The sequence below is a fragment of the Mesorhizobium temperatum genome (assembly GCF_002284575.1).
Taxonomy (GTDB): Bacteria; Pseudomonadota; Alphaproteobacteria; order Rhizobiales; family Rhizobiaceae; genus Mesorhizobium; species Mesorhizobium temperatum.
The window spans coordinates 18,845-37,037 of record NZ_NPKJ01000037.1; the positions used below are offsets into that span (position 1 = coordinate 18,845).

17 protein-coding genes and 2 pseudogenes are annotated in these 18,193 nt (G+C 59.9%); 13 read left to right on the forward strand and 6 right to left on the reverse strand.

The annotated features are described in order from the left end of the window. Position 1: 1 nt before the first annotated feature. The 3 genes and pseudogenes from CIT26_RS10135 to CIT26_RS10150 all read left to right on the forward strand — a co-directional run. The gene (locus CIT26_RS10135) at positions 2-778 is read left to right on the forward strand and encodes a gamma-glutamyl-gamma-aminobutyrate hydrolase family protein (protein ID WP_095492520.1); all 777 of its coding nucleotides are present in this window, start codon (positions 2-4) and stop codon (positions 776-778) included. Then, positions 775-1,692, forward strand: coding sequence for a DMT family transporter (locus tag CIT26_RS10140; protein ID WP_167391356.1), 918 nt, complete (start codon positions 775-777; stop codon positions 1,690-1,692). Before CIT26_RS10135 ends, CIT26_RS10140 begins: the two co-directional genes overlap by 4 nt. A gap of 311 nt (positions 1,693-2,003) precedes the next feature. After that, a pseudogene (locus CIT26_RS10150) lies at positions 2,004-2,180 on the forward strand (nucleotidyl transferase AbiEii/AbiGii toxin family protein); the annotation flags it as partial. Between the two features lie 709 nt (positions 2,181-2,889). Here CIT26_RS10150 and CIT26_RS36510 read toward each other — a convergent pair. Continuing rightward, on the reverse strand, positions 2,890-3,072 hold the full coding sequence (locus CIT26_RS36510; RefSeq protein WP_167391353.1) for a hypothetical protein: 183 nt from the start codon (positions 3,070-3,072) through the stop codon (positions 2,890-2,892). A gap of 238 nt (positions 3,073-3,310) precedes the next feature. Between CIT26_RS36510 and CIT26_RS10160 the strand changes: the two genes are divergently transcribed. Continuing rightward, positions 3,311-5,182: an acyltransferase family protein gene (locus CIT26_RS10160; protein ID WP_095492453.1), complete on the forward strand. Its 1,872-nt coding sequence runs from the start codon at positions 3,311-3,313 to the stop codon at positions 5,180-5,182. 49 nt (positions 5,183-5,231) lie between these two features. Here the strand turns inward: CIT26_RS10160 and CIT26_RS10165 are convergent. From CIT26_RS10165 to hemP, 5 genes and pseudogenes are all read right to left on the reverse strand, one after another. Then, positions 5,232-5,794: pseudogene (locus CIT26_RS10165) on the reverse strand (ISAs1 family transposase); the annotation flags it as partial. Positions 5,795-6,192: 398 nt separating this feature from the next. After that, a complete protein-coding gene (locus CIT26_RS10170) occupies positions 6,193-7,482 on the reverse strand; it encodes a glycosyltransferase family protein (RefSeq protein ID WP_095492454.1) in 1,290 nt (429 codons plus the stop codon). Between the two features lie 834 nt (positions 7,483-8,316). Further along, positions 8,317-8,856: a TroA family protein gene (locus CIT26_RS10180; protein ID WP_095492456.1), complete on the reverse strand. Its 540-nt coding sequence runs from the start codon at positions 8,854-8,856 to the stop codon at positions 8,317-8,319. A 10-nt stretch (positions 8,857-8,866) separates the two neighbouring features. Further along, positions 8,867-9,928: a hemin-degrading factor gene (locus CIT26_RS10185; protein ID WP_095492457.1), complete on the reverse strand. Its 1,062-nt coding sequence runs from the start codon at positions 9,926-9,928 to the stop codon at positions 8,867-8,869. Further along, complete coding sequence (gene hemP / locus CIT26_RS38670; protein ID WP_425350336.1) at positions 9,913-10,155, reverse strand: hemin uptake protein HemP; 243 nt, start codon at positions 10,153-10,155, stop codon at positions 9,913-9,915. The genes CIT26_RS10185 and hemP overlap by 16 nt, the downstream gene beginning before the upstream one ends. Before the next feature lie 538 nt (positions 10,156-10,693). Between hemP and CIT26_RS10190 the strand changes: the two genes are divergently transcribed. The 9 genes from CIT26_RS10190 (at position 10,694) to CIT26_RS10230 (ending at position 18,030) form a co-directional block, all read left to right on the forward strand. Beyond that, the gene (locus CIT26_RS10190; protein ID WP_095492458.1) at positions 10,694-11,014 is read left to right on the forward strand and encodes a HesB/IscA family protein; all 321 of its coding nucleotides are present in this window, start codon (positions 10,694-10,696) and stop codon (positions 11,012-11,014) included. A 23-nt stretch (positions 11,015-11,037) separates the two neighbouring features. Further along, positions 11,038-11,400, forward strand: a complete 363-nt coding sequence (locus CIT26_RS10195; RefSeq protein ID WP_095492522.1) for an iron-sulfur cluster assembly scaffold protein — start codon at positions 11,038-11,040, stop codon at positions 11,398-11,400. A gap of 11 nt (positions 11,401-11,411) precedes the next feature. Beyond that, a complete protein-coding gene (nifS, locus tag CIT26_RS10200) occupies positions 11,412-12,629 on the forward strand; it encodes a cysteine desulfurase NifS (RefSeq protein WP_095492459.1) in 1,218 nt (405 codons plus the stop codon). Further along, positions 12,626-13,873: a homocitrate synthase gene (gene nifV / locus CIT26_RS10205; RefSeq protein WP_095492460.1), complete on the forward strand. Its 1,248-nt coding sequence runs from the start codon at positions 12,626-12,628 to the stop codon at positions 13,871-13,873. The genes nifS and nifV overlap by 4 nt, the downstream gene beginning before the upstream one ends. Next, positions 13,857-14,237, forward strand: a complete 381-nt coding sequence (gene nifW / locus CIT26_RS10210; protein WP_095492461.1) for a nitrogenase stabilizing/protective protein NifW — start codon at positions 13,857-13,859, stop codon at positions 14,235-14,237. The genes nifV and nifW overlap by 17 nt, the downstream gene beginning before the upstream one ends. Positions 14,238-14,421: 184 nt before the next feature. Next, a complete protein-coding gene (locus CIT26_RS10215; protein ID WP_095492462.1) occupies positions 14,422-15,273 on the forward strand; it encodes an electron transfer flavoprotein subunit beta/FixA family protein in 852 nt (283 codons plus the stop codon). A gap of 16 nt (positions 15,274-15,289) precedes the next feature. After that, entirely contained in the window at positions 15,290-16,399 is a 1,110-nt protein-coding gene (locus CIT26_RS10220) for an electron transfer flavoprotein subunit alpha/FixB family protein (RefSeq protein WP_095492463.1), read from the forward strand. A gap of 11 nt (positions 16,400-16,410) precedes the next feature. Then, positions 16,411-17,718, forward strand: a complete 1,308-nt coding sequence (locus tag CIT26_RS10225) for an FAD-binding protein (RefSeq protein ID WP_095492464.1) — start codon at positions 16,411-16,413, stop codon at positions 17,716-17,718. Positions 17,719-17,730: 12 nt separating this feature from the next. Beyond that, the gene (locus CIT26_RS10230; protein WP_095492465.1) at positions 17,731-18,030 is read left to right on the forward strand and encodes a ferredoxin family protein; all 300 of its coding nucleotides are present in this window, start codon (positions 17,731-17,733) and stop codon (positions 18,028-18,030) included. Positions 18,031-18,193: the final 163 nt, after the last annotated feature.

Here is an 18,193-nt window from a genome sequence, read left to right on the forward strand (position 1 = left end):
GATGGTAGACAGCAGTCCGGCGATCGTTGGTGTTGTTTCCAACCGCCAGACAGTGGACGGCGTCGGCTATGAGACCGTGCGCGTCCGTTATCTCGAAGCCCTGTGTTCGACCGCGAGTGTTTTACCGCTCGTAATCCCAGGCGGACTTGAGGAACAAAGTTTGCAGGCCTGCTTTTCGGTCCTCAACGGGGTGCTGCTGACCGGGGCGGAGTCGAATGTCTCGCCCTCATTCTATGGGGGGCCAGAAGCTTGTCCAGAGACGCTCGATCTCGACCGGGACCGGACAAGCATTGCTGCGATCAAGATTGCTCTATCGTCGGGCGTTCCGCTGTTCGGAATCTGCCGTGGGTTGCAGGAACTCAACGTCGCGCTTGGCGGTACCCTCTCATGTGAACCTTCGGAAGGTGAAGGTCGGATCACCCATGTGGAAGACCTCACACTCCCGCGCGACCTTCAATACGCCCGCTCGCATGCAATTCTAGCCGAAGGCCGCGGTTACATTGCCCGGTGCATCCGTCGCTCGCAACAGAATCCAGTCCTGGTCAACACCTTGCATCGGCAGGGGATCGCGCGTTTGGCTGATGGCCTTGAGGTCGATGCGCGATGCATGGACGGCGTCATCGAAGCTGTCTCCGTAAAGGGCGCGGCAACGTTTGCCGCCGCCGTGCAATGGCATCCTGAATGGTTTCACGCAGAGGATCCACTCAGCGTCGAAATCTTCCGTGCATTCGGCGAAGCCTGCCGCTCGCACATGATAGGAACAAAGTTACAGCCATGAAGAATGCTTATCTGTCGTCGATCCTTGGAGCCGGTTTCGCCCTCCTCGCAGCTCTGTCCAATGGAACCGTCGGGGTGCTTTCCCGGTCCGCCTTTTATGAAGGGCTCGACCCCACTGCGGTCGCATTCTGGCGTTGCGGCATTGCGCTTTCGATACTCTCGATCATCATCCTTTTGAGGTCTGGGGGCTTGGCTCGACTCCTCGCCGCATTCACGTGGAAGATCGCCGTCTGCTCTACGCTTGGCATCTTCACGCTTTATCATTTCGAAACCCAAGCTTTCGCCTACGCGCCGATCCCACTTGTTGCCGTCCTTGTTTTTACTGGCGGCCTTGGTGCAATCGCGCTCGACATCCTCATACTTAAGGAAAGGGTGACCACGCGAAAGGCGTTCGCCATGGCCATGGTTTTCCTTGGAGGCTACTTCCTGATTGCCGGCGACGGCATGATGGCTGGAAGCATTATCGGCATCAGCCTCGCCCTTATCGCAGGGCTAGGCTATGCCAGCTTTATTTTCGCTTGGAAGTTCTTCAAACTTCGCTCGTCCCTAGAAACCTTCTGGTGGTTCCTGGCTTATGGCTTTGTCATGCTCGCTGTTCCCTATGCCTGGAGCGGCGCACCAATCCCGTCAGTGAACACCTTTCCAACTTTGTTAGCGCTCGGGGTTATCCCCTCGTTCTGCGGTTTCTACTGCACAATCCTCGCCCTTCAGCATATCGAGGCTTACAAGACGCAGGTCATCGAATCGAGCGAGCCATTCTTTTCCGCCCTCTTCGCAGCCATGTTCTTCGGCGAATGGCTGACGGGACCAGGAATGCTCGCGGCATTGGCCATCATTGTCGGTGCATTGATCACATCCGTGCCTGAGCGCCGGGTCGTCTCCATGCAAGTACGCTCAATTGGCGAAGGGGAGTAGGGCATCGTTCCCATTATTTCCGAGGATCAATATGCCAATGGACCGCGGGCGAGTTATTGCGTGGACGATGTGGCGATGGTCGGCGGCCGCGCGGTAACCGGGGCGTCCTGCCGTGTAAGACCCAGGACAGGGCCGGCGATTGCCGCGACCGGGGTCGGCCTCATCTCGGTCGGCTGGGTGACACAGCGTGGATGCGGTGCCAAGTTGGGCCTGACACACCTTCCTCGAGTTCGCCCGTGAGCCACGGTCGTTACTCAACCGTTGTCGTTATGTTGCCGGTTTAGGCTTTCCGCGAGTTGGCGTCGCCTGGTGCCGAGAAATTCCAGACGATGGTGGCTCTGGGGCGGGCGAATACCCGGATGAAGGACTTCTACGACATCTGGATTCTCAGCCGGTCCTTCAACTTCGACGACGACAGGTTGCCACGAGCGATCGCCGCCACCTTTGCGCGGCGCGGGACGGCGATACCTCAAGAGCTGCCGGATGCGCCGGCTAAGTTTGCCGGCGTCGGACATTTACAGATCGGGACAGTTTGCCCGCCGCTGGTTGCCCTGTTTCGCGGATTTTCGACCCGGCCCGGCACCACTGATCGAATGTGCCTACACCCCTACCGTTCCACTGCCCGATTTGGAGGGTGCGATCCAAGGCACTACAGAAGTCGGGTCTTCCAGTATGCAGGCCCGCTTGGCGAAGCTGATGAACGCCTTACGCACCACGCTAACCGGCCTGTAGCCATCGTGCGCGTCGTAGCACGCTTTGAGGGCAGTCTCGTGGATCAAATCTCGACGGCTTTCGGGCCATTGTTCGAGAAAATCAATGGCGCCATCGATGCTGACAATTTCTCGCACAATGCAATTCCCGTCCTTCACGAAAACGGGGCTGCTGAATGTGGTGGCGTTCATCAATCCCTCGAATTTTTTGAACGGCTCAATTTCGTGAAAAGGCCGATGTCAGCAACCATCGCAGAACGTGATGTCATGCTGATGACGGTGGAGAGAACGCCTGATGCTCATCCTCAGCCTTGGCACCGCCACCGTCACCGACTTCACCTGGAATGAACCAGGCTCATCGCTCTCGTCCATCAGGACCGGCGCCTCATCAAACCCAAGGCGACAAGGCCGAGGAAAGGCAGCCTCGCTCGCGCAATAACGCCGCTGCGGTTGCCAACGGCGCCGATCTCCGCCGCATTCGCCAGCCTCATTGTCGCGCCGCAGTCAGCGGACCGGTCTTGTCGAAGACGACAGTCTCGGTCTCTGCCACGCGCTCCAGAGCGAAACCGTCCTTGCCATGATGCCGTTCTCGAACAGGCGCCTTGCCGCCATCGCCTACACGATCGGCACCGCAAGTCCCAGCGCGCAGGGACAGGGTGGATGACATCATGGCAGGGCCTTCGAACCATCGAAGCCCCATGGAACCAGATCAACCGAAATCCCAAAAGCGCGTTAACCCGAGTTCGTAGCCCTGATTGTCTGCTCGCCAGCCTTGACACTTATGTTGCAGCGCAGCAAAAGACGATAGAGGGTAACCAGTTGATATCGATCTGCCAGACTCACCCGTATCGCCCGGCTATGGACGGACTGCGAGTCTCGCCGTGACCTGCGAACACAGGACTTCTTGAATGAGATACAGGCGTGATATCGATGGCCTTCGGGCCGTTGCGGTGGTGCCGGTCGTACTCTTCCATTTCGGAATCTCGGCAATTCCAGGCGGTTTTACCGGCGTCGATATCTTCTTCGTCATATCCGGCTATCTGATCACCGGAAGCCTTCTGGACGACCTTGAACGCGGCCAGTTTTCGATCATCAGCTTCTATTGGCGCCGTGCCCGGCGCATCCTGCCGGCTCTGATCTTTGTCACGCTTCTCACCTGCATTGCGGCATTGTTCATTCTTCTGCCGTCGGATCTGCACGAATTCAGTCTCAGCGTCATAGCGGCCTCGACTTTCTGGTCGAACGTCTATTTTTGGAAGACGTCAAATTACTTCTCCATCGATGCCGAGCTCCGACCGCTGTTGCACACCTGGTCGCTTTCGGTCGAGGAGCAGTACTATATCTTTGCCCCAATTCTGATGTTCCTGATCTATCGCTATTTTGCCAAGCGCTGGCTGACGATACTCCTGCCGATCATTCTCGGCAGCTTCGTGCTGGCGGTCATGGCGACATGGCTGGCGCCAAACGCGGGATTCTACCTGCTGCCGACACGAGTCTGGGAACTCATGCTGGGCGCGGTGCTCATGCTGAAACGGCCCCCGCCCTTGAGCAACCGGTTCCTTATGGAACTGGTCGGGCTGGCCGGATTTGGCCTTCTCGCCATCGGGTTCTTTGCGATCTCGGAGAGCGACCCGTTCCCGGGCTACAACGCTTTGTATCCGTGCCTGGGAACGGCCCTCCTTATCTATGTTGGCCAAAATAGCCCCTCGACGACCGCTACCCGCATACTCGAAGTCCGGCCGCTGGTCTGGATCGGTCTCATCTCCTATTCGCTGTATCTTGTTCACTGGCCGATCAATGCGTTCGCGCACTATCTTTCGTTACAAAAACTCGACCCGTTGATGACCGTTGCGATGACGGTTGCAAGCCTCGCATTGGCTGCATTTTCCTGGAAGTATATCGAGCAGCCGTTTCGGCAGAAAAGGAGCTTCACCGCCCCGGTGCCCATCTTCGCCTTTTCAGCGGGCGCGATCGCTCTTCTTTGCGTTGGCGGGGCGGCGGGGGCGCTCGGCAACGGCTTTCCGCAAAGGTTTCCGGACTATGCCCAACAGCGGATTCCTGTCGGGGACTGGGGCAATGGCACCTGTTTCAACGAGGGCTCCAGCCGGATCGAAAGCTGGAATATCGAGGATTGCACGCGCACTCGCGGCTTCCCTACAACCGTTTTGTTGTGGGGCGACTCGTTCGCCGCCCACTATGTTTCAGGCCTGGACGCCAACATAAATCAGCTTCAAGCCAACATCGTGGAATATACTTACGCAGGCTGTCCACCGATCCTCTCCTACTTCTCCTATGCACGCCCGGATTGCATGCGGTTCAATCAGCAAGCCCTGAAGATCGTCCAGGACGCCGGCATCAAGACGGTTGTACTCAGCGGTCGGTGGACCGACTACGAGGCCAGAAGTTTCGACGGTCTCCAGCAAACGATCGATACGCTTCGTGGTCTGGGTGTGCGCGTGTTTGTCATCGGCCAGTCCCCGCAGTTCATAACCGATGTTCGGAAAATCGCGTTCTTCGCAAAGCGCGAAAATCTCGATGATACATCGTGGCCAATGGCCATGGATCCCGACATCAACAAGCGTGTGCGCTCATTTACCAAGGGCGCCACCTTCATCGATCCGCTGAATTTCCTCTGTAGCGCAGGACGCTGCTCCTACGCCGACGCGGGCCAGTTCCTCTATTTCGACTATGGCCATTTCTCTTCAATCGGGGCCACGCGAGCAATTTCGAAATACTGGCCGGCTTTTGCCACAGACAATGCCCTTCCTACGGCGAAGTAACGGCGGGCGGCTGGCAAGGCACGAGTGCGCGCAGGGCGCCGAATCCAGGTTAACGGCGTAGGCCGCCGAGGATTGCGGCGAGGTAGTTCGGATCCCAGCCGGCCTTTTTTTTGCGCCTGAGTTTGATGGAGTGCCTGTCGCTGACAGCTCTGCCAAGGTTGAGAGCGAAATGGCGCACGATGGCCATGTTGAGAGCGCCGAGGTCTTTTCTGAGACGCGACTGGTCGTCGTTGAAGACGACGTCGAGGGTCCAGTGCAGAGCGTTCTCGATCAGCCAATGGCCGCGCATGGCATGAGCGGCCCGTTCAGCCGTCAGCTCGGCGGAGGCGGTGAAGTATCGCGTGTCGAAGCGGCTTTTGTCCTTCAGTCCAGTGCGCGAGATGACGCGCACGATGGTTGTGGCGTCTGGCAGGCGCAGTTCACCGGGAAAGCGGCGCTGGCCTTCGAGCCAGCCAGTCTCGCGCGAGACGGTGACGGTGCGCTCCTCGATGCGGCCATGGCCCTTGTCGAGATCGACGAAGCTGTCGAGGCAATCGGTGAGGGAGCGTCGTCGAAATAGCGCTCGATCTCGGCTCTGAGCGTCGGCTCGTTGGCCTTGACGGCGAGCAGGTAGGGCGGTGATCCTCAACTAGGTTGTCTACGTCAGTGCAGCCATGATGGGGATCAGAACGGCGATAGCGATTGCGATCGCTTGGTGCCAATCTCCCGCGACGACCACCCAGCCAAGAAAGGGCAAGAAGGCCGTAAGGTGGACGACCGGAGAATAAGGGCGGACGCGCTGTCGGCGATCCGCCGATAGCGCGCGCGTCCTTGCGAGGCGTTCAAAAAGCTCGGGCGCTCCATGCTTGTACTCCGGCTATCCGCTCGACAGTCGTGGAGGCAAATCGCAGCTTCGTCGCTCCAGGAAGGGAAGCAAGAACATCGCGAAGCAGCTCTGACGCGGTCCATGCACAAACCTGCAGTCCTAAACGTCTGCGTCATGTATGTTTGGACAGTGTGGCATCGAGCATTTACATGGATCTGATCACGTCAATCAGTGGATCATGCGGAAGAGCGGTCGATTCTATTGTGCGCGAGAGAGTCTTTCCGTGATGTGAGAGGCTCGCTCGCATTTCGCGATCTGTAATTGCCAGCTCTAAGACCGACGCCAACTCGGCCACATTGTTGGGGTCTTCGGCGCGCAGGACGTTTGTCCGATCCGCCAGCTCGGCGGCGAAAGACACCTTCGAACAAATCTCACCGCTCAATATGAGCGGTGTACCACATGCCAGCACCTCACGCGGAATCTGAGGCCCATGAAACGTGATTGGAAAATTGTTTTCCAGGAATGTGATCACTGAGCAGGACCTTATGAAAGCCGGAACTTCCCACGGCGGAAGCGGTGGCAGAATGATCGTTCGACCCCGCAGCCGTTTCTTTGACGCAAGGTGGTTGAATGCATGAGCAAAGCGATCAGGCGCGGCACTCCAGAGCGCGCGATAGGCGACCGGGAGGTTTCGATCCGCGAGGAGGTCCAGCGCATCAATTAGGCTGTAGGTTCCTTTCGCTATCCCGATTTTCCCGTAACTGCCGACAATCGGATCTGAGCACCTCAACCCTTCCCTATTCCAATCGGTCAGCATCTTCAGGAAGTCGCGTTCGAAACCGTAGTTGCTGAAGAAAGCCTCCGCCTCTTCGACAAGTGCCTCAAAGTCAAATCGAGTAGGCTCCCAGAAGGAATCATCGAGCCTCCTGCCGCGAGCTTGGACCAGGCTTTCTCGTCTGACGCCCGCATCCAAGACAATCTGCACCGCATCCTGCTTTTTGCTCGCCACCACACGGCTTGCCGACGCTAAGCAGTGGTCATAGAGTGGCCCTAAATCGGCAACTTTCCTCAATCGACCCAGGTCGCTTCCGGCGTGCCGCAATATGACCGGTGTGTCGGCCAATCGACCAAAGATCGAAGCCGCAACACCATAGGGTTCAAGATACCATCCAATCACCAAGTCGGGCGTACGCGATTTTGCGGCTGCGATGGCGTTTCCCAAAAGTTGGCTAAGGTACGGCGGTGCCCATGGAATGTAAGAGAGCCTTGGCACCGCCTCAAGCTGCCGAATCTCAAGCTTTCCCGCGAAGCCAGCAACCGTCGCTTCTATGCTGGATGCCGATCCCATTTGCCGGAATCCGTAGCCCATACTGTTGGCGTTCGAGATGAAGGTTACCGTATGGCCGGCGGTCACAAGATCGGTTGCCGCTACCCAAGTTGCCTTGGAAACACCCCCCTGGATAGGAGGCATCTTTCCGAACATCAAAATATGCATGGCCCGTGCCCCTCGTTCTCAGCTGAGTATTCGGCCGAATGGCTCGGCCGATCTGGGGCCGAGCAATTCGACGCGCTCCTTCTAAAAAGTGTTGCTTCAGCTAACGCATGCTGCGTCGCAGCCGCTGCAGCCGTCGCAGGAAGCATCTGTGTTGTGGGGTGAGCGCTTCGGGTTGGGCCAATACGCTGGGGGCGGCTCTTCCCCGTAGACCGTTCTGTAGTCCCCCAGGAAAGCGAGGTACCGGTCGATGGTACCCTGCGTAGCTACGCCATCGGGTTCGGGAATATGGTGCAGGAACCTGCCCGCCACCTCTTCGCAAAATCGAGCGTAGTCTCTAGTGAAGATGACGAACATGTGCCACAACTCATCGACTGCGCCCATCATCCCGTATGAGCGGCCATACTGTCGGGCGGTCGCGCAGAGTGCCAAGAAACGGACAAGTTCGCGTCGATGGTCCTCTGCGACGGCTTGTGAGAAGCTGTACTGTCTCCGGTACCTCGCGAGCACAAGAGAAAGATCGAATCGTTCCGCGACTGCGGTTCGACGCAAGGCGTCTTGGATGAACCCGTCCTCTTGGGCGTATCCGTGCGGAGCGCCTGTGGCGGGTTTGTCGTCAATTGATGGCGGTTGGTGGACAGCCGCGATGCTTGACACGTCACCGCTGCCTGTAACGAGTGTTGCTTCAGTCATGAACGTCTCCTTTTCGTCATCCTCTGTTCGCACTTTACCTGTCTGTGAGAACAGCTCTTGATCTGGCGACAACACCATCGCCGGATGGGTGGCCTCTGACTTCTCTGTGGCGCCTCCGGACCCTTGTACAGATCACAAGCAAGGTCAGTACTTTGGGGGCGCTGCTTGAGCGAAGCATAGACCTAGCCTTGCGGCCTTGTATCGGTGGCGAAAGCCATTCTTGATCCAAGCCGATCCCGATCCTGATCCGTGTGAGGCGCTTTTGCCTTCCTCCGACGCGGATTTTTCAAGGATGCCTTTATGGCGGTGGTGCCCCGGCAGCTCGATGAAAGGCCCGTTCGATTTCGCCAACAGATCGGCCGCTTCCTTCGCGCCGCTGCCGTGCAAGGCCAACATGTTGGACGGATTGACCGACAGAACACCCTCCGCCGACAGCTGACGCGTGTAGGCGACATCGGTCACCTTCAGCGCGGCTTTCGGATAGTAGCTCGTCGAATTGCGAGCGATGAGATGACTTTCCTCGCCAAGCGTAGACGATCTCGGTGATGGAGCCGCCGATCCAGCGATCCGTGACGGATCGGAAAAAACAGCTACGCCCTCATTGGCCTCGGCGGGCGAAGCGGCGGACAGCAGAACGCCGAGCATCGGCGCGAGCACTGAGTGGAAATGAAAAGCAATACGCATTGGTCTTACCTCACGCGGCGGACGGGTTGGGAATGCGCGGCAGGTTCTCGACCAGGAACCGCCAGTCGCCGCGCTCGCGTTCGCCTTCCTGGCGCGTGCCGAAGAACTGGATGATCATCTTGCCGTCGGCGCCATAGGCTTCGAGTGACGTGACGTGGCCGTCCCTGGTCGGCTTGCGCACGGCCCAGACCTCGCGGATGTGGTGGGTCCTGAGATGCAGGTGGAAGGTCTCGTCGAGGACATTGATCCTGGTCCCGATCGGCTTGACCGACTTGATCGGGCCGGAATGGATCTGGATGCAGCCACGATTGCCGACAAAGCACATGATCGGCATCTCACCATCGGCCGCGTGTTCGAACATGGCGCCAACGGCATCGTTGTCGAGCAGCCAAGCGTAATCCTGGCCGACCATTCGCATCGCCTGGCGGCGGCTGAGCTCCAGCGTCTTCAACATGCCGAAGAACTGATGCACGTCCGTCAGCCGGCTCCAGTGCTCGCGCAGGTCCTCGACCGTGGCCGCTTGGTCCGGAACCTTCGCGTCATCGTCGGCTCCGCTCGCCTGAGCCGACACGATCGGCTCCTGGTTTGAGGATTCGAGTTCCGCCACCAGCTTCTGGTAGGCATAGAGGTTTGAGGCGGGCCTGAGATGCACCCTGTGCACCGCCTCGCCGGTGGCATCGAAGAACTGCAGGCTGCGCCTGAAGTTGCCGCCATCGCGCTTCTCGACGGCGAAGCCATGAGCCCACGCTTCCGGGAAGATGCGCAGGTCGATGTCGTCGCCGAGCACCATGGCATGCTGGTTGCCGGTGACCACTTTGTCGTAGACGCCGATCTTCTCGTGGACGGCACTTTCATTGCGGGTCAGCGCCATCACCTCGCCGACCGCTTCGAGGCCGGTCAGCAGATCATTGACGCGGGGCTCGATGCGCACCGCGCCAAAACCGCAATGCGCCGCAACCAGTTCCGCTTCCGAAATGCCCAACAGGGCGGCGAGATCGCGCTCGCGTATATTCGGCATGTCTTCCTGCGCCCGCCGGATTTCGGCCGGGGAGGGTTTCACGCGCTGGTCCATGTCGTCCACCTGCCTGCTTCTGTCTGCACACTTGCGTTGCTGATCCGCCCGCTTGTGAGGATCAGCTGCCCTGCCCGGGTGATCTTCAGCCGATAGAGCGCGCCGTAATGCTCGATCCCGAATAGCGTGCTCGCCCAGGAACAGAGTGTTGCTGGAGACGGTGCGCATCGCCGTCGACATCCAGTTGAAGCCGGGCGTGCCGTCTGAACGGCGAAACGCAATGACACTAACCGGCAAATGCCGGTCGAATCCCGTCTCAAGCCGGTCAATGGCCACCAGGCGGTGGTGAGCGATTGTGGGTGTCGACGCCAATCGGCCGATGGGGCATTCGGATTCCGCGGGCGGTGCTGCTTTCCCGTAGAAAGCGGATCTGACCCAGACCTGACATGTTGCTTTCCTTCCTTCGTTCCATCCGTCGCGAGGGGACGCCCACGAGACGATTATCGGCCGGCGGTTCTTGCCGCCTCGCCAACGGGAGCTTCAAAAGTCGTGCCAATTGCGCCAAAGCAAGCTCAGAACAAATCTTCTGCATGCTATTCAATGGTTTACGTCAGAGTGGAGCAGGAACTCAGGCCGAGCAGTCCCATGTCGCAGACTCGACAAACCCGACAGTACGTGTCGGCTACCCGACGTCTTCCCAGCAATGGCGCACAAAGATTCATCGCAGTGTTAGAGAGATCGCGCTGTTTTGAAACGGTTTTTTCCATTGGCACGGTCCATGCAGGGTGATCTGCAAACCGTCACGGACTGAGGAGAAATCGAACCATGATTACGCTCACCGACAACGCCGTTGCCGCCGTCAAGACCGCTCTTTCCCGCGCCAGCGAGCCGGCGGAAGGCTTTCGCATCATGGTCCAGGCCGGCGGCTGCGCCGGCTTCAAATACTCAATGGGCCTGGAGAGCGTCTCGCGCGAGGGCGACGCGATCATCGAGACAGACGGGGTCAAAATGTTCGTGGACGCAGGCTCTCAACCCCATGTCGCCGGAACGACCGTCGATTTCGTAACCGGACTCGAATCCTCCGGCTTTGTCTTCGACAACCCCAACGCGCGGGGGAAGTGCGACTGCGGCAAGTCCTTCAGTTGATCGCCCCAGATATCGAGAAGGCCATGTTGGACTATAGCAACAAGGTCAAGGAATACTCCTTCAGGCCGAAGAATGCCGGCGTTCTGGAAACGGCCAATGCAGCCTGTGCGGTCGGCGCGATCGCCTGCGGCAATGCGCTTAAAATGATCAGCACCGATCCGGTGAAGGAAACGTTCAAAGCCGCAGAATTCCAGACCTTCGGCCGCGGCGACGCTGCAGCAAATTTGACTGATCGAAGACGCTGGCGCGGGCACTGTGAATGTCGGCGGCGACCGGGTCTACGTCAAACCGTCGGCGTCTGCCAGGGCGCCTGCGTCACCAGCAACGGCATGCGCCGGAGGCTCAATGCGAGCGGCCTCGGTCTTCGCATCGTTCCGGCCAACTGAGGATTGCACGCATGAGGACTGTCTATCTTGACAACAACGCGACGACACGGGTCGATCCGGAGGTCGTTCAAGCGATGTTGCCGTTCTTTAGGGATCAATTCGGCAACCCTTCGTCGACGCACGGTTTTGGCGCCTCAGTTGGTGCGGCGGTGAGTAAGGGACGGCGGCAGTTGCAAGCGCTGATCGGCGCAGAATTCGACGATGAGATCACCTTCACCTCGGGCGGGACGGAAAGCGACAATGCAGCGATTCTTTCGGCGCTCGAGGAGATGCCTAACCGAACAGAGATCGTGACTTCCGCCGTCGAGCATCCGGCCGTGCTGACGCTCTGCGCGCATCTTGAGAAGACGCGCGGCGTCAAGGTGCACAGAATTCCAGTGGATCGCCATGGCCGGCTCGACCTCGACGCCTACAGGGCCACCCTCACCCCACAGGTGGCAATCGTCTCGATCATGTGGGCGAACAACGAGACCGGTACGATCTTCCCCGTGGCCCAACTTGCTGAGATGGCCAAGGAAGTTGGCGCCCTTTTCCATACCGATGCCGTGCAGGCGGTCGGCAAGCTTCCGATGGACCTGAAATCGACCGCAATCGACATGCTGTCGCTCTCCGGCCACAAGCTGCATGGCCCGAAAGGGATCGGAGCCCTTTATGTAAAGCGTGGCGTGCGCTTCTGCTCGCTGATCAAGGGGGGGCACCAAGAGTACGACCGGCGTGCGGGCACCGAGAACACGCCCAGCATAGTCGGGCTCGGCATGGCGGCAGAACTCGCCTCGAAATTCATGGACGATGAGACCACACGGGTAAAGTCGCTCCGCGACCGCCTTGAGAACGGGGTTCTCCAGCGCATTCCGAACACCTTCGTCACTGGCGATACGCTGGAGAGGTTGCCGAACACCGCAAACATCGCCTTCGAATATATCCAAGGCGATGCAATCCCAATTCTCCTCAGCCGCGTGGGCATCGCCTGTTCGGCCGGCTCCGCCTGTAGCTCCGGCTGCCTGGAGCCGAGCCATGTCTTGAGGGCGATGAACATGCCACATGGGGTCGTCCGCTTTTCCTTCGCGCGCGACAACGGCGAAGAGGACGTCGACCGGGTGCTTGAGGTCATGCCCGCAATCGTGGAGAGGCTGCGTGGCGTTCGCAATTCTGGGCCGGACAGGCGAAGTGCCGAAGACCTTCAATGCGGTCTAGGCCTCAGCGGCAGCAGAACCGGCAGCCGCTCATGAAGCGTCAGGTCTTTCTCAACGATACAACCCTGCGCGATGGCGAGCAGGCACCCGGCGTCGTTTTCACTACGGTGGAAAAGCTGGAAATCGCCGTGTCGCTTGCGGCATCCGGCGTCCCAGAGATCGAGATCGGCACGCCGGCCATGGGTGCCGATGAGATCGAAGCAATTCGCGCCGCGGTCGCGAAGCGTCTCCCGGTTCGGCTCACCGCCTGGTGCCGCATGACGTCGCAGGATCTCGAGGCAGCAATCGAGAGCGGCGTCCCCGCCGTCAATCTGTCGCTGCCTGCATCGGACATCCAACTCGCCGCCAAGCTCGGCCTCGATCAGACGGCAGCGCTCCAGATAATCGAGCATATGGTCGGGTGCGCAGCCGCCCGCGGCCTTTTCGTTGCCGTGGGCTGCGAGGATGCCTCGCGGGCCGATCGGGATCATCTCGCCCGCGTCATCGAGACGGCCGCGCGCGCCGGCGCAAGCCGCGTCAGGCTGGCCGACACGGTCGGTGTTCTCGACCCCTTTTCGACCTTCGAAATTGTCGCTCGGGTCGCGGCGCAGTCTCCCATCGACGTCGAATTTCATGGCCACAACGATCTCGGCCTCGCTACCGCCAACACGCTGGCCGCCATCCGCGCCGGTGCGCGCCATGCCTCCGTCACCGTCCTCGGGCTCGGCGAGCGCGCCGGCAATGCCGCGCTGGAAGAAGTAGCCACCGCGATGGCCGTCCTCGACGGCGCAGATACCGGCATCGACCTGACCGCATTGCCCGACCTCGCCGCCCATGTGGCGCGGGCCGCCCGCCGGCCGACAGCAGCCATCAAGCCGGTCGTCGGCGGCGATGTTTTCACCCACGAATCCGGCATTCACGTCGCAGGGCTGCTGAAGGACTCGCGTAGCTATCAGGGGCTCGATCCGGCTCTTGTGGGCCGCTGCCGGCGTATCGTCATCGGCAAGCATTCCGGTGCCACGGCAATTGCCCATGTGCTGAGCGAAAGCGGCCGCGATCTCGACCCGGATCTGGCAGCCGCTATGGTGGCCCGCGTCCGCCGCAAGGCGGCCGAGACCAAATCGACCGTCACTGCAACTCAATTGGTCGAGCTCTACGATAAAATGACCAGCGAGGCATGCCTGGCTGGTTCATCCCATTTCATTCCTCCAACCGCGGATTGCGCGCAGGTCAGCCCTGCGACGAACGCACCGACACCACAGTTTTCCGACCAGGGAGAATGCAATGAATTGTTCCGCTGACAGCCGCCCCATCGATGTCACCGACATCCTCGCACGACTGAAGGGCCTGTCGGCTGCGGAGGAGTTCTTCGCAGTCCTTGGCGTCTCCTATGACCCGAAGGTGCTGAATGTCTCACGGCTTCATATCATGAAGCGCGTGGGCCAATACCTTGCCGAAGAAGATTTCTCCGGTCTGCCCGACCAGGTAATCGCCGCGCGGGTGCGCGCCACGCTGGAACGCGCCTACGAGGACTTTGAGATTTCCTCGCCGCTCAAGCACCGGGTCTTCAAGGTGCTCAAAGATCACGATCCGAACAAACCCGCCACGCCGGGCCGCGCCTTCGTCCCGTTCGACTCCGTACTGAAGCGGTTCGGAAAGGAATGAGCGCGACACAGTTGCGACGCGAAAATGTCGAGAAGCCGACAATCCGAACATCACGACGGCGCCCTCAGAAGCAACCAATCGAATTTCTGGAAAAAAGAGCACGCAAAACAGTTGGCACGAATGATGCAGCCAAGAAGATGAACTGCCAAGCCCGCATCCGGATAGGAGCCTAGAGAAACCGCCAATGCACATCGTAATCTGCATCAAGCAGGTGCCGGACTCGGCACAGATACGGGTCCATCCAGTGACGAACACGATCATGCGCCAGGGTGTGCCGACCATCATCAACCCTTACGACCTGTTCGCCCTCGAAGAAGCACTCAGACTGCGCGACGCCTATGGTGGCGAGGTCACCGTGCTCACTATGGGTCCGCCCATGGCAGAGGACGCGCTGCGCAAGGCGCTCGGTTACGGCGCCGACCGCGCGGTGCTCTTGACCGACCGCTATTTTGCCGGCTCCGACACGCTGGCGACTTCCTTCGCTCTTTCTCAGGCAATCGCGAAGGTTGGCGAGACGTTCGGCGCGCCAGACATCGTCTTCACCGGCAAGCAGACGATCGATGGCGACACCGCCCAGGTCGGGCCCGGCATAGCCAAGCGCCTTGATCTCTTGCAACTCACCTATGTCGCGAAGATCGCCTCTATCGATCTCGCTGCGCGCGAGATCAAGGTCGAGCGCCGCTCCGAAGGCGGCACGCAGATGCTGAAGGGCAGGCTCCCTTGCCTCATCACCATGTTGGAAGGCACAAACGAGATCCGCCGGGGCTCGCTCGAGGACGCCCTGTGCGCCGCGCGCAGCGGGGTCTTGAAGTGGAGTGCGGCCGATGCCGGCATTGAGGACCTCACCAGATGCGGCCTGCGCGGCTCGCCGACGGTCGTCAAGCGCGTTTTCGCTCCTGCTACGCGGGCGGAAAAGGCGGTGCAAATCGACACCGCGGAGAAGACGTTGCGCGATACCGCTGACGAACTCATCGCCGCAATCTTCACCCGCCAGCCGGCGCTGGAACATGAGCTTGCCTTCAACAGCGGCGCGTGAGGACCAGGAGCAGACAATGTCGACCGTGAACCGAGAAACCGCTCGCCCTGCCGCCGGCCGTGCCGGCATAAAGAAGGAACTGCCCGACCATTTCAAGGACTACCGGCACGTCTGGGTCTTCATCGAGCTCGAACGCGGCCAGGTCCATCCGGTATCATTCGAGCTGCTCGGCGAAGGCCGCAAGCTGGCCGACAAGCTTGAGGTCCAGCTTGCTGGCGTCGTGCTCGGGCCGCCGGGAGAGGCCATCGGGAACGCCATTGCCGACGCCTTCGCTTATGGCGCAGACCTTGTCTACATCGTCGAGGCGTCACTGCTCGCCGACTATCGGAACGAGCCTTACACCAAGGCGATGACGGATCTGGTCGCCACCCACAAACCCGAGATCCTTCTTCTCGGTGCGACCACACTCGGCAGGGATCTTGCCGGCTCCGTGGCGACGACCTTGCAGACAGGGCTCACGGCCGACTGCACCGAACTCGACGTGGATACCGACGGTTCGCTCGCCGCGACCCGTCCGACTTTCGGCGGTTCCTTGTTATGCACGATCTATACGCTCAACTATCGGCCGCAGATGGCGACGGTGCGACCGAGGGTCATGCCCATGCCGCAGCGGGCGGATAAGCCGGTCGGGCGTGTCATCCAGCACAAGCTGTCGATAACCGAGGACGAGATCGTCACCAAAGTCCTCGGTTTCCTGCCGGATAGCCAGTCGGCAACGGCCAATCTCGCCTATGCCGACGTCGTGGTTGCGGGAGGTCTCGGTCTCGGCGCGGCGGAGAATTTGCAGCTTGTGAAGAATCTCGCGCGAGCGATCGGCGCCGAATATGGCTGTTCGCGCCCGATGGTCCAGAAGGGCTGGGTGTCGGCTGATCGGCAGATCGGCCAAACTGGCAAGACCATCCGGCCGAAGCTTTACATAGCGGCGGGGATTTCCGGCGCAATCCAGCACCGGGTTGGCGTCGAGGGGGCCGATCTCATCGTGGCCATCAACGTCGACCCGAACGCGCCGATTTTCGATTTCGCCCACCTCGGGATCGTCACCGATGCGATCCGCTTCCTGCCCGCACTGACGGAAGCCTTCACCCGGCGGCTGTCGCCGCATAATCGCGATAAGCTTGCGAGCTAAGGGAGATGGACATGATCGAGGAAAAATTCGACGCCATTGTCATCGGTGCCGGCATGTCCGGGAACGCAGCTGCTTACACCATGGCAAGCCATGGGCTGAACGTGCTGCAGTTGGAGCGCGGTGAATATCCGGGCTCCAAGAATGTCCAGGGTGCCATCATGTACGCGAACATGCTGGAGAAGATCATCCCGGATTTCCGGGATGATGCGCCTCTCGAGCGGCATTTGGTTGAACAGCGGCTTTGGGTGATGGACGAAACATCCCACACCGGGATTCACTATCGGTCGGACGACTTCAATGAGGCGAAGCCCAACCGCTATACGATCATCCGTGCCCAGTTCGATAAATGGTTTTCGCGCAAGGTGCGCGAGGCCGGCGCGACGGTTCTGTGCGAGACGACCGTGACGGAACTCGTCCGTGATGCCAAGGACAAGGTGGTCGGTGTCCGCACAGACCGGGCCGGCGGAGCGATCTTCGCCGACGTAGTCGTTCTCGCAGAAGGTGTGTCCGGGCTGCTTGGCACGCGGGCCGGCCTGCGCGAGATGCCGAAGCCGCAAACCGTGGCGCTCGCTGTCAAGGAAATGCATTTCCTGCCCGAAGAGGTCATTGAGCAGCGGTTCGGCCTCAAGGGCGATGAAGGGTGCGTGATCGAGGCGGTGGGCACGACCTCCCGCGGCATGGCCGGGCTCGGCTTCCTCTACACCAACAAGGAGTCGATCTCACTAGGCATCGGCTGCCTCGTCTCGGATTTCGTCGCGATGATGGAGAGCCCTTACGTCCTGCTCGATGCCTTAAAAAACCATCCTTCGATCCGGCCGCTGATCGCTGGCTCGGAGGTGAAAGAATATGCCGCGCATCTCATTCCCGAAGGCGGCTACAAGGCCATTCCGCAGCTCTTTGGCGACGGTTGGGTCGTGGTCGGCGATGCCGCGCAACTGAACAACGCCGTTCACCGCGAGGGTTCGAACCTCGCCATGACCTCCGGCCGCATCGCGGCTGAGGCAATCGTCAAGGTCAAGAGCCGCAACGGTCCAATGACCAAACGCAACCTCGCCCTCTACAACGCCATGCTGGACAAGTCCTTCGTGGTCAAGGACTTGAGGAAATACAAAGACATGCCGGCCTTGCTCCACACCAATTCCTGCAATTTCTTCACGACCTATCCGCGGTTGATGTCGCAAGCCGCGCAGAACTTCATGCGTATCGACGGCACGCCGAAGATCGAGAAGGAAAAGGCGACCACGGCCGCCTTCATCAAGGCGCGCTCGCGCTGGGGGCTGGTCAGCGACGCAGTCCGCCTGGCATTCGCGTGGCGCTGAGGGGGAGACGAGATGACGATCGCAGTGACGAAGTCACGTGTCGAGGACAAGCTTTTCCAGAACCGCTACCTGGTCGATTCTGGCCGCCCGCATATCAAAGTGCGACCGCACGAGAGGCCAAGCGCGAACTTGCTCGCGCTGACCCACGTCTGCCCGGCGAAATGCTATGACCTGAACGACAAGGGTCAAGTGGAGATCACCCCGGACGGCTGCATGGAGTGCGGCACCTGCCGGATATTGTGCGAGACCAGTGGCGAGATCGAGTGGGACTATCCACGCGGCGGCTTCGGTGTCCTCTTCAAGTTCGGATGACCGGCGCACGCATCGTTTCAAAAGCGTGAATCGTACTGGACCTGAAGTTTCGGCACGTCAGCCGCTGCTAGAATGACCTCTCACATTAGAAAGAAGCTAGTGAATAGTGTGGGTTTCGGAATTCGAATACAAAACGGCGCTTGGGAGGAGCACACCCTGGACG

What these genes read in the sequence shown, in the direction of transcription:
- CIT26_RS10135 (WP_095492520.1), top strand. Translation starts at nt 2, where the DNA reads ATGGTAGACAGCAGTCCGGCGATCGTTGGTGTTGTTTCCAACCGCCAG.
- CIT26_RS10140 (WP_167391356.1), top strand. Translation starts at nt 775, where the DNA reads ATGAAGAATGCTTATCTGTCGTCGATCCTTGGAGCCGGTTTCGCCCTC.
- CIT26_RS36510 (WP_167391353.1), bottom strand. Translation starts at nt 3,072, where the DNA reads ATGATGTCATCCACCCTGTCCCTGCGCGCTGGGACTTGCGGTGCCGAT.
- CIT26_RS10160 (WP_095492453.1), top strand. Translation starts at nt 3,311, where the DNA reads ATGAGATACAGGCGTGATATCGATGGCCTTCGGGCCGTTGCGGTGGTG.
- CIT26_RS10170 (WP_095492454.1), bottom strand. Translation starts at nt 7,482, where the DNA reads ATGCATATTTTGATGTTCGGAAAGATGCCTCCTATCCAGGGGGGTGTT.
- CIT26_RS10180 (WP_095492456.1), bottom strand. Translation starts at nt 8,856, where the DNA reads ATGCGTATTGCTTTTCATTTCCACTCAGTGCTCGCGCCGATGCTCGGC.
- CIT26_RS10185 (WP_095492457.1), bottom strand. Translation starts at nt 9,928, where the DNA reads ATGGACCAGCGCGTGAAACCCTCCCCGGCCGAAATCCGGCGGGCGCAG.
- CIT26_RS10190 (WP_095492458.1), top strand. Translation starts at nt 10,694, where the DNA reads ATGATTACGCTCACCGACAACGCCGTTGCCGCCGTCAAGACCGCTCTT.
- CIT26_RS10195 (WP_095492522.1), top strand. Translation starts at nt 11,038, where the DNA reads ATGTTGGACTATAGCAACAAGGTCAAGGAATACTCCTTCAGGCCGAAG.
- nifS (WP_095492459.1), top strand. Translation starts at nt 11,412, where the DNA reads ATGAGGACTGTCTATCTTGACAACAACGCGACGACACGGGTCGATCCG.
- nifV (WP_095492460.1), top strand. Translation starts at nt 12,626, where the DNA reads ATGAAGCGTCAGGTCTTTCTCAACGATACAACCCTGCGCGATGGCGAG.
- nifW (WP_095492461.1), top strand. Translation starts at nt 13,857, where the DNA reads ATGAATTGTTCCGCTGACAGCCGCCCCATCGATGTCACCGACATCCTC.
- CIT26_RS10215 (WP_095492462.1), top strand. Translation starts at nt 14,422, where the DNA reads ATGCACATCGTAATCTGCATCAAGCAGGTGCCGGACTCGGCACAGATA.
- CIT26_RS10220 (WP_095492463.1), top strand. Translation starts at nt 15,290, where the DNA reads ATGTCGACCGTGAACCGAGAAACCGCTCGCCCTGCCGCCGGCCGTGCC.
- CIT26_RS10225 (WP_095492464.1), top strand. Translation starts at nt 16,411, where the DNA reads ATGATCGAGGAAAAATTCGACGCCATTGTCATCGGTGCCGGCATGTCC.
- CIT26_RS10230 (WP_095492465.1), top strand. Translation starts at nt 17,731, where the DNA reads ATGACGATCGCAGTGACGAAGTCACGTGTCGAGGACAAGCTTTTCCAG.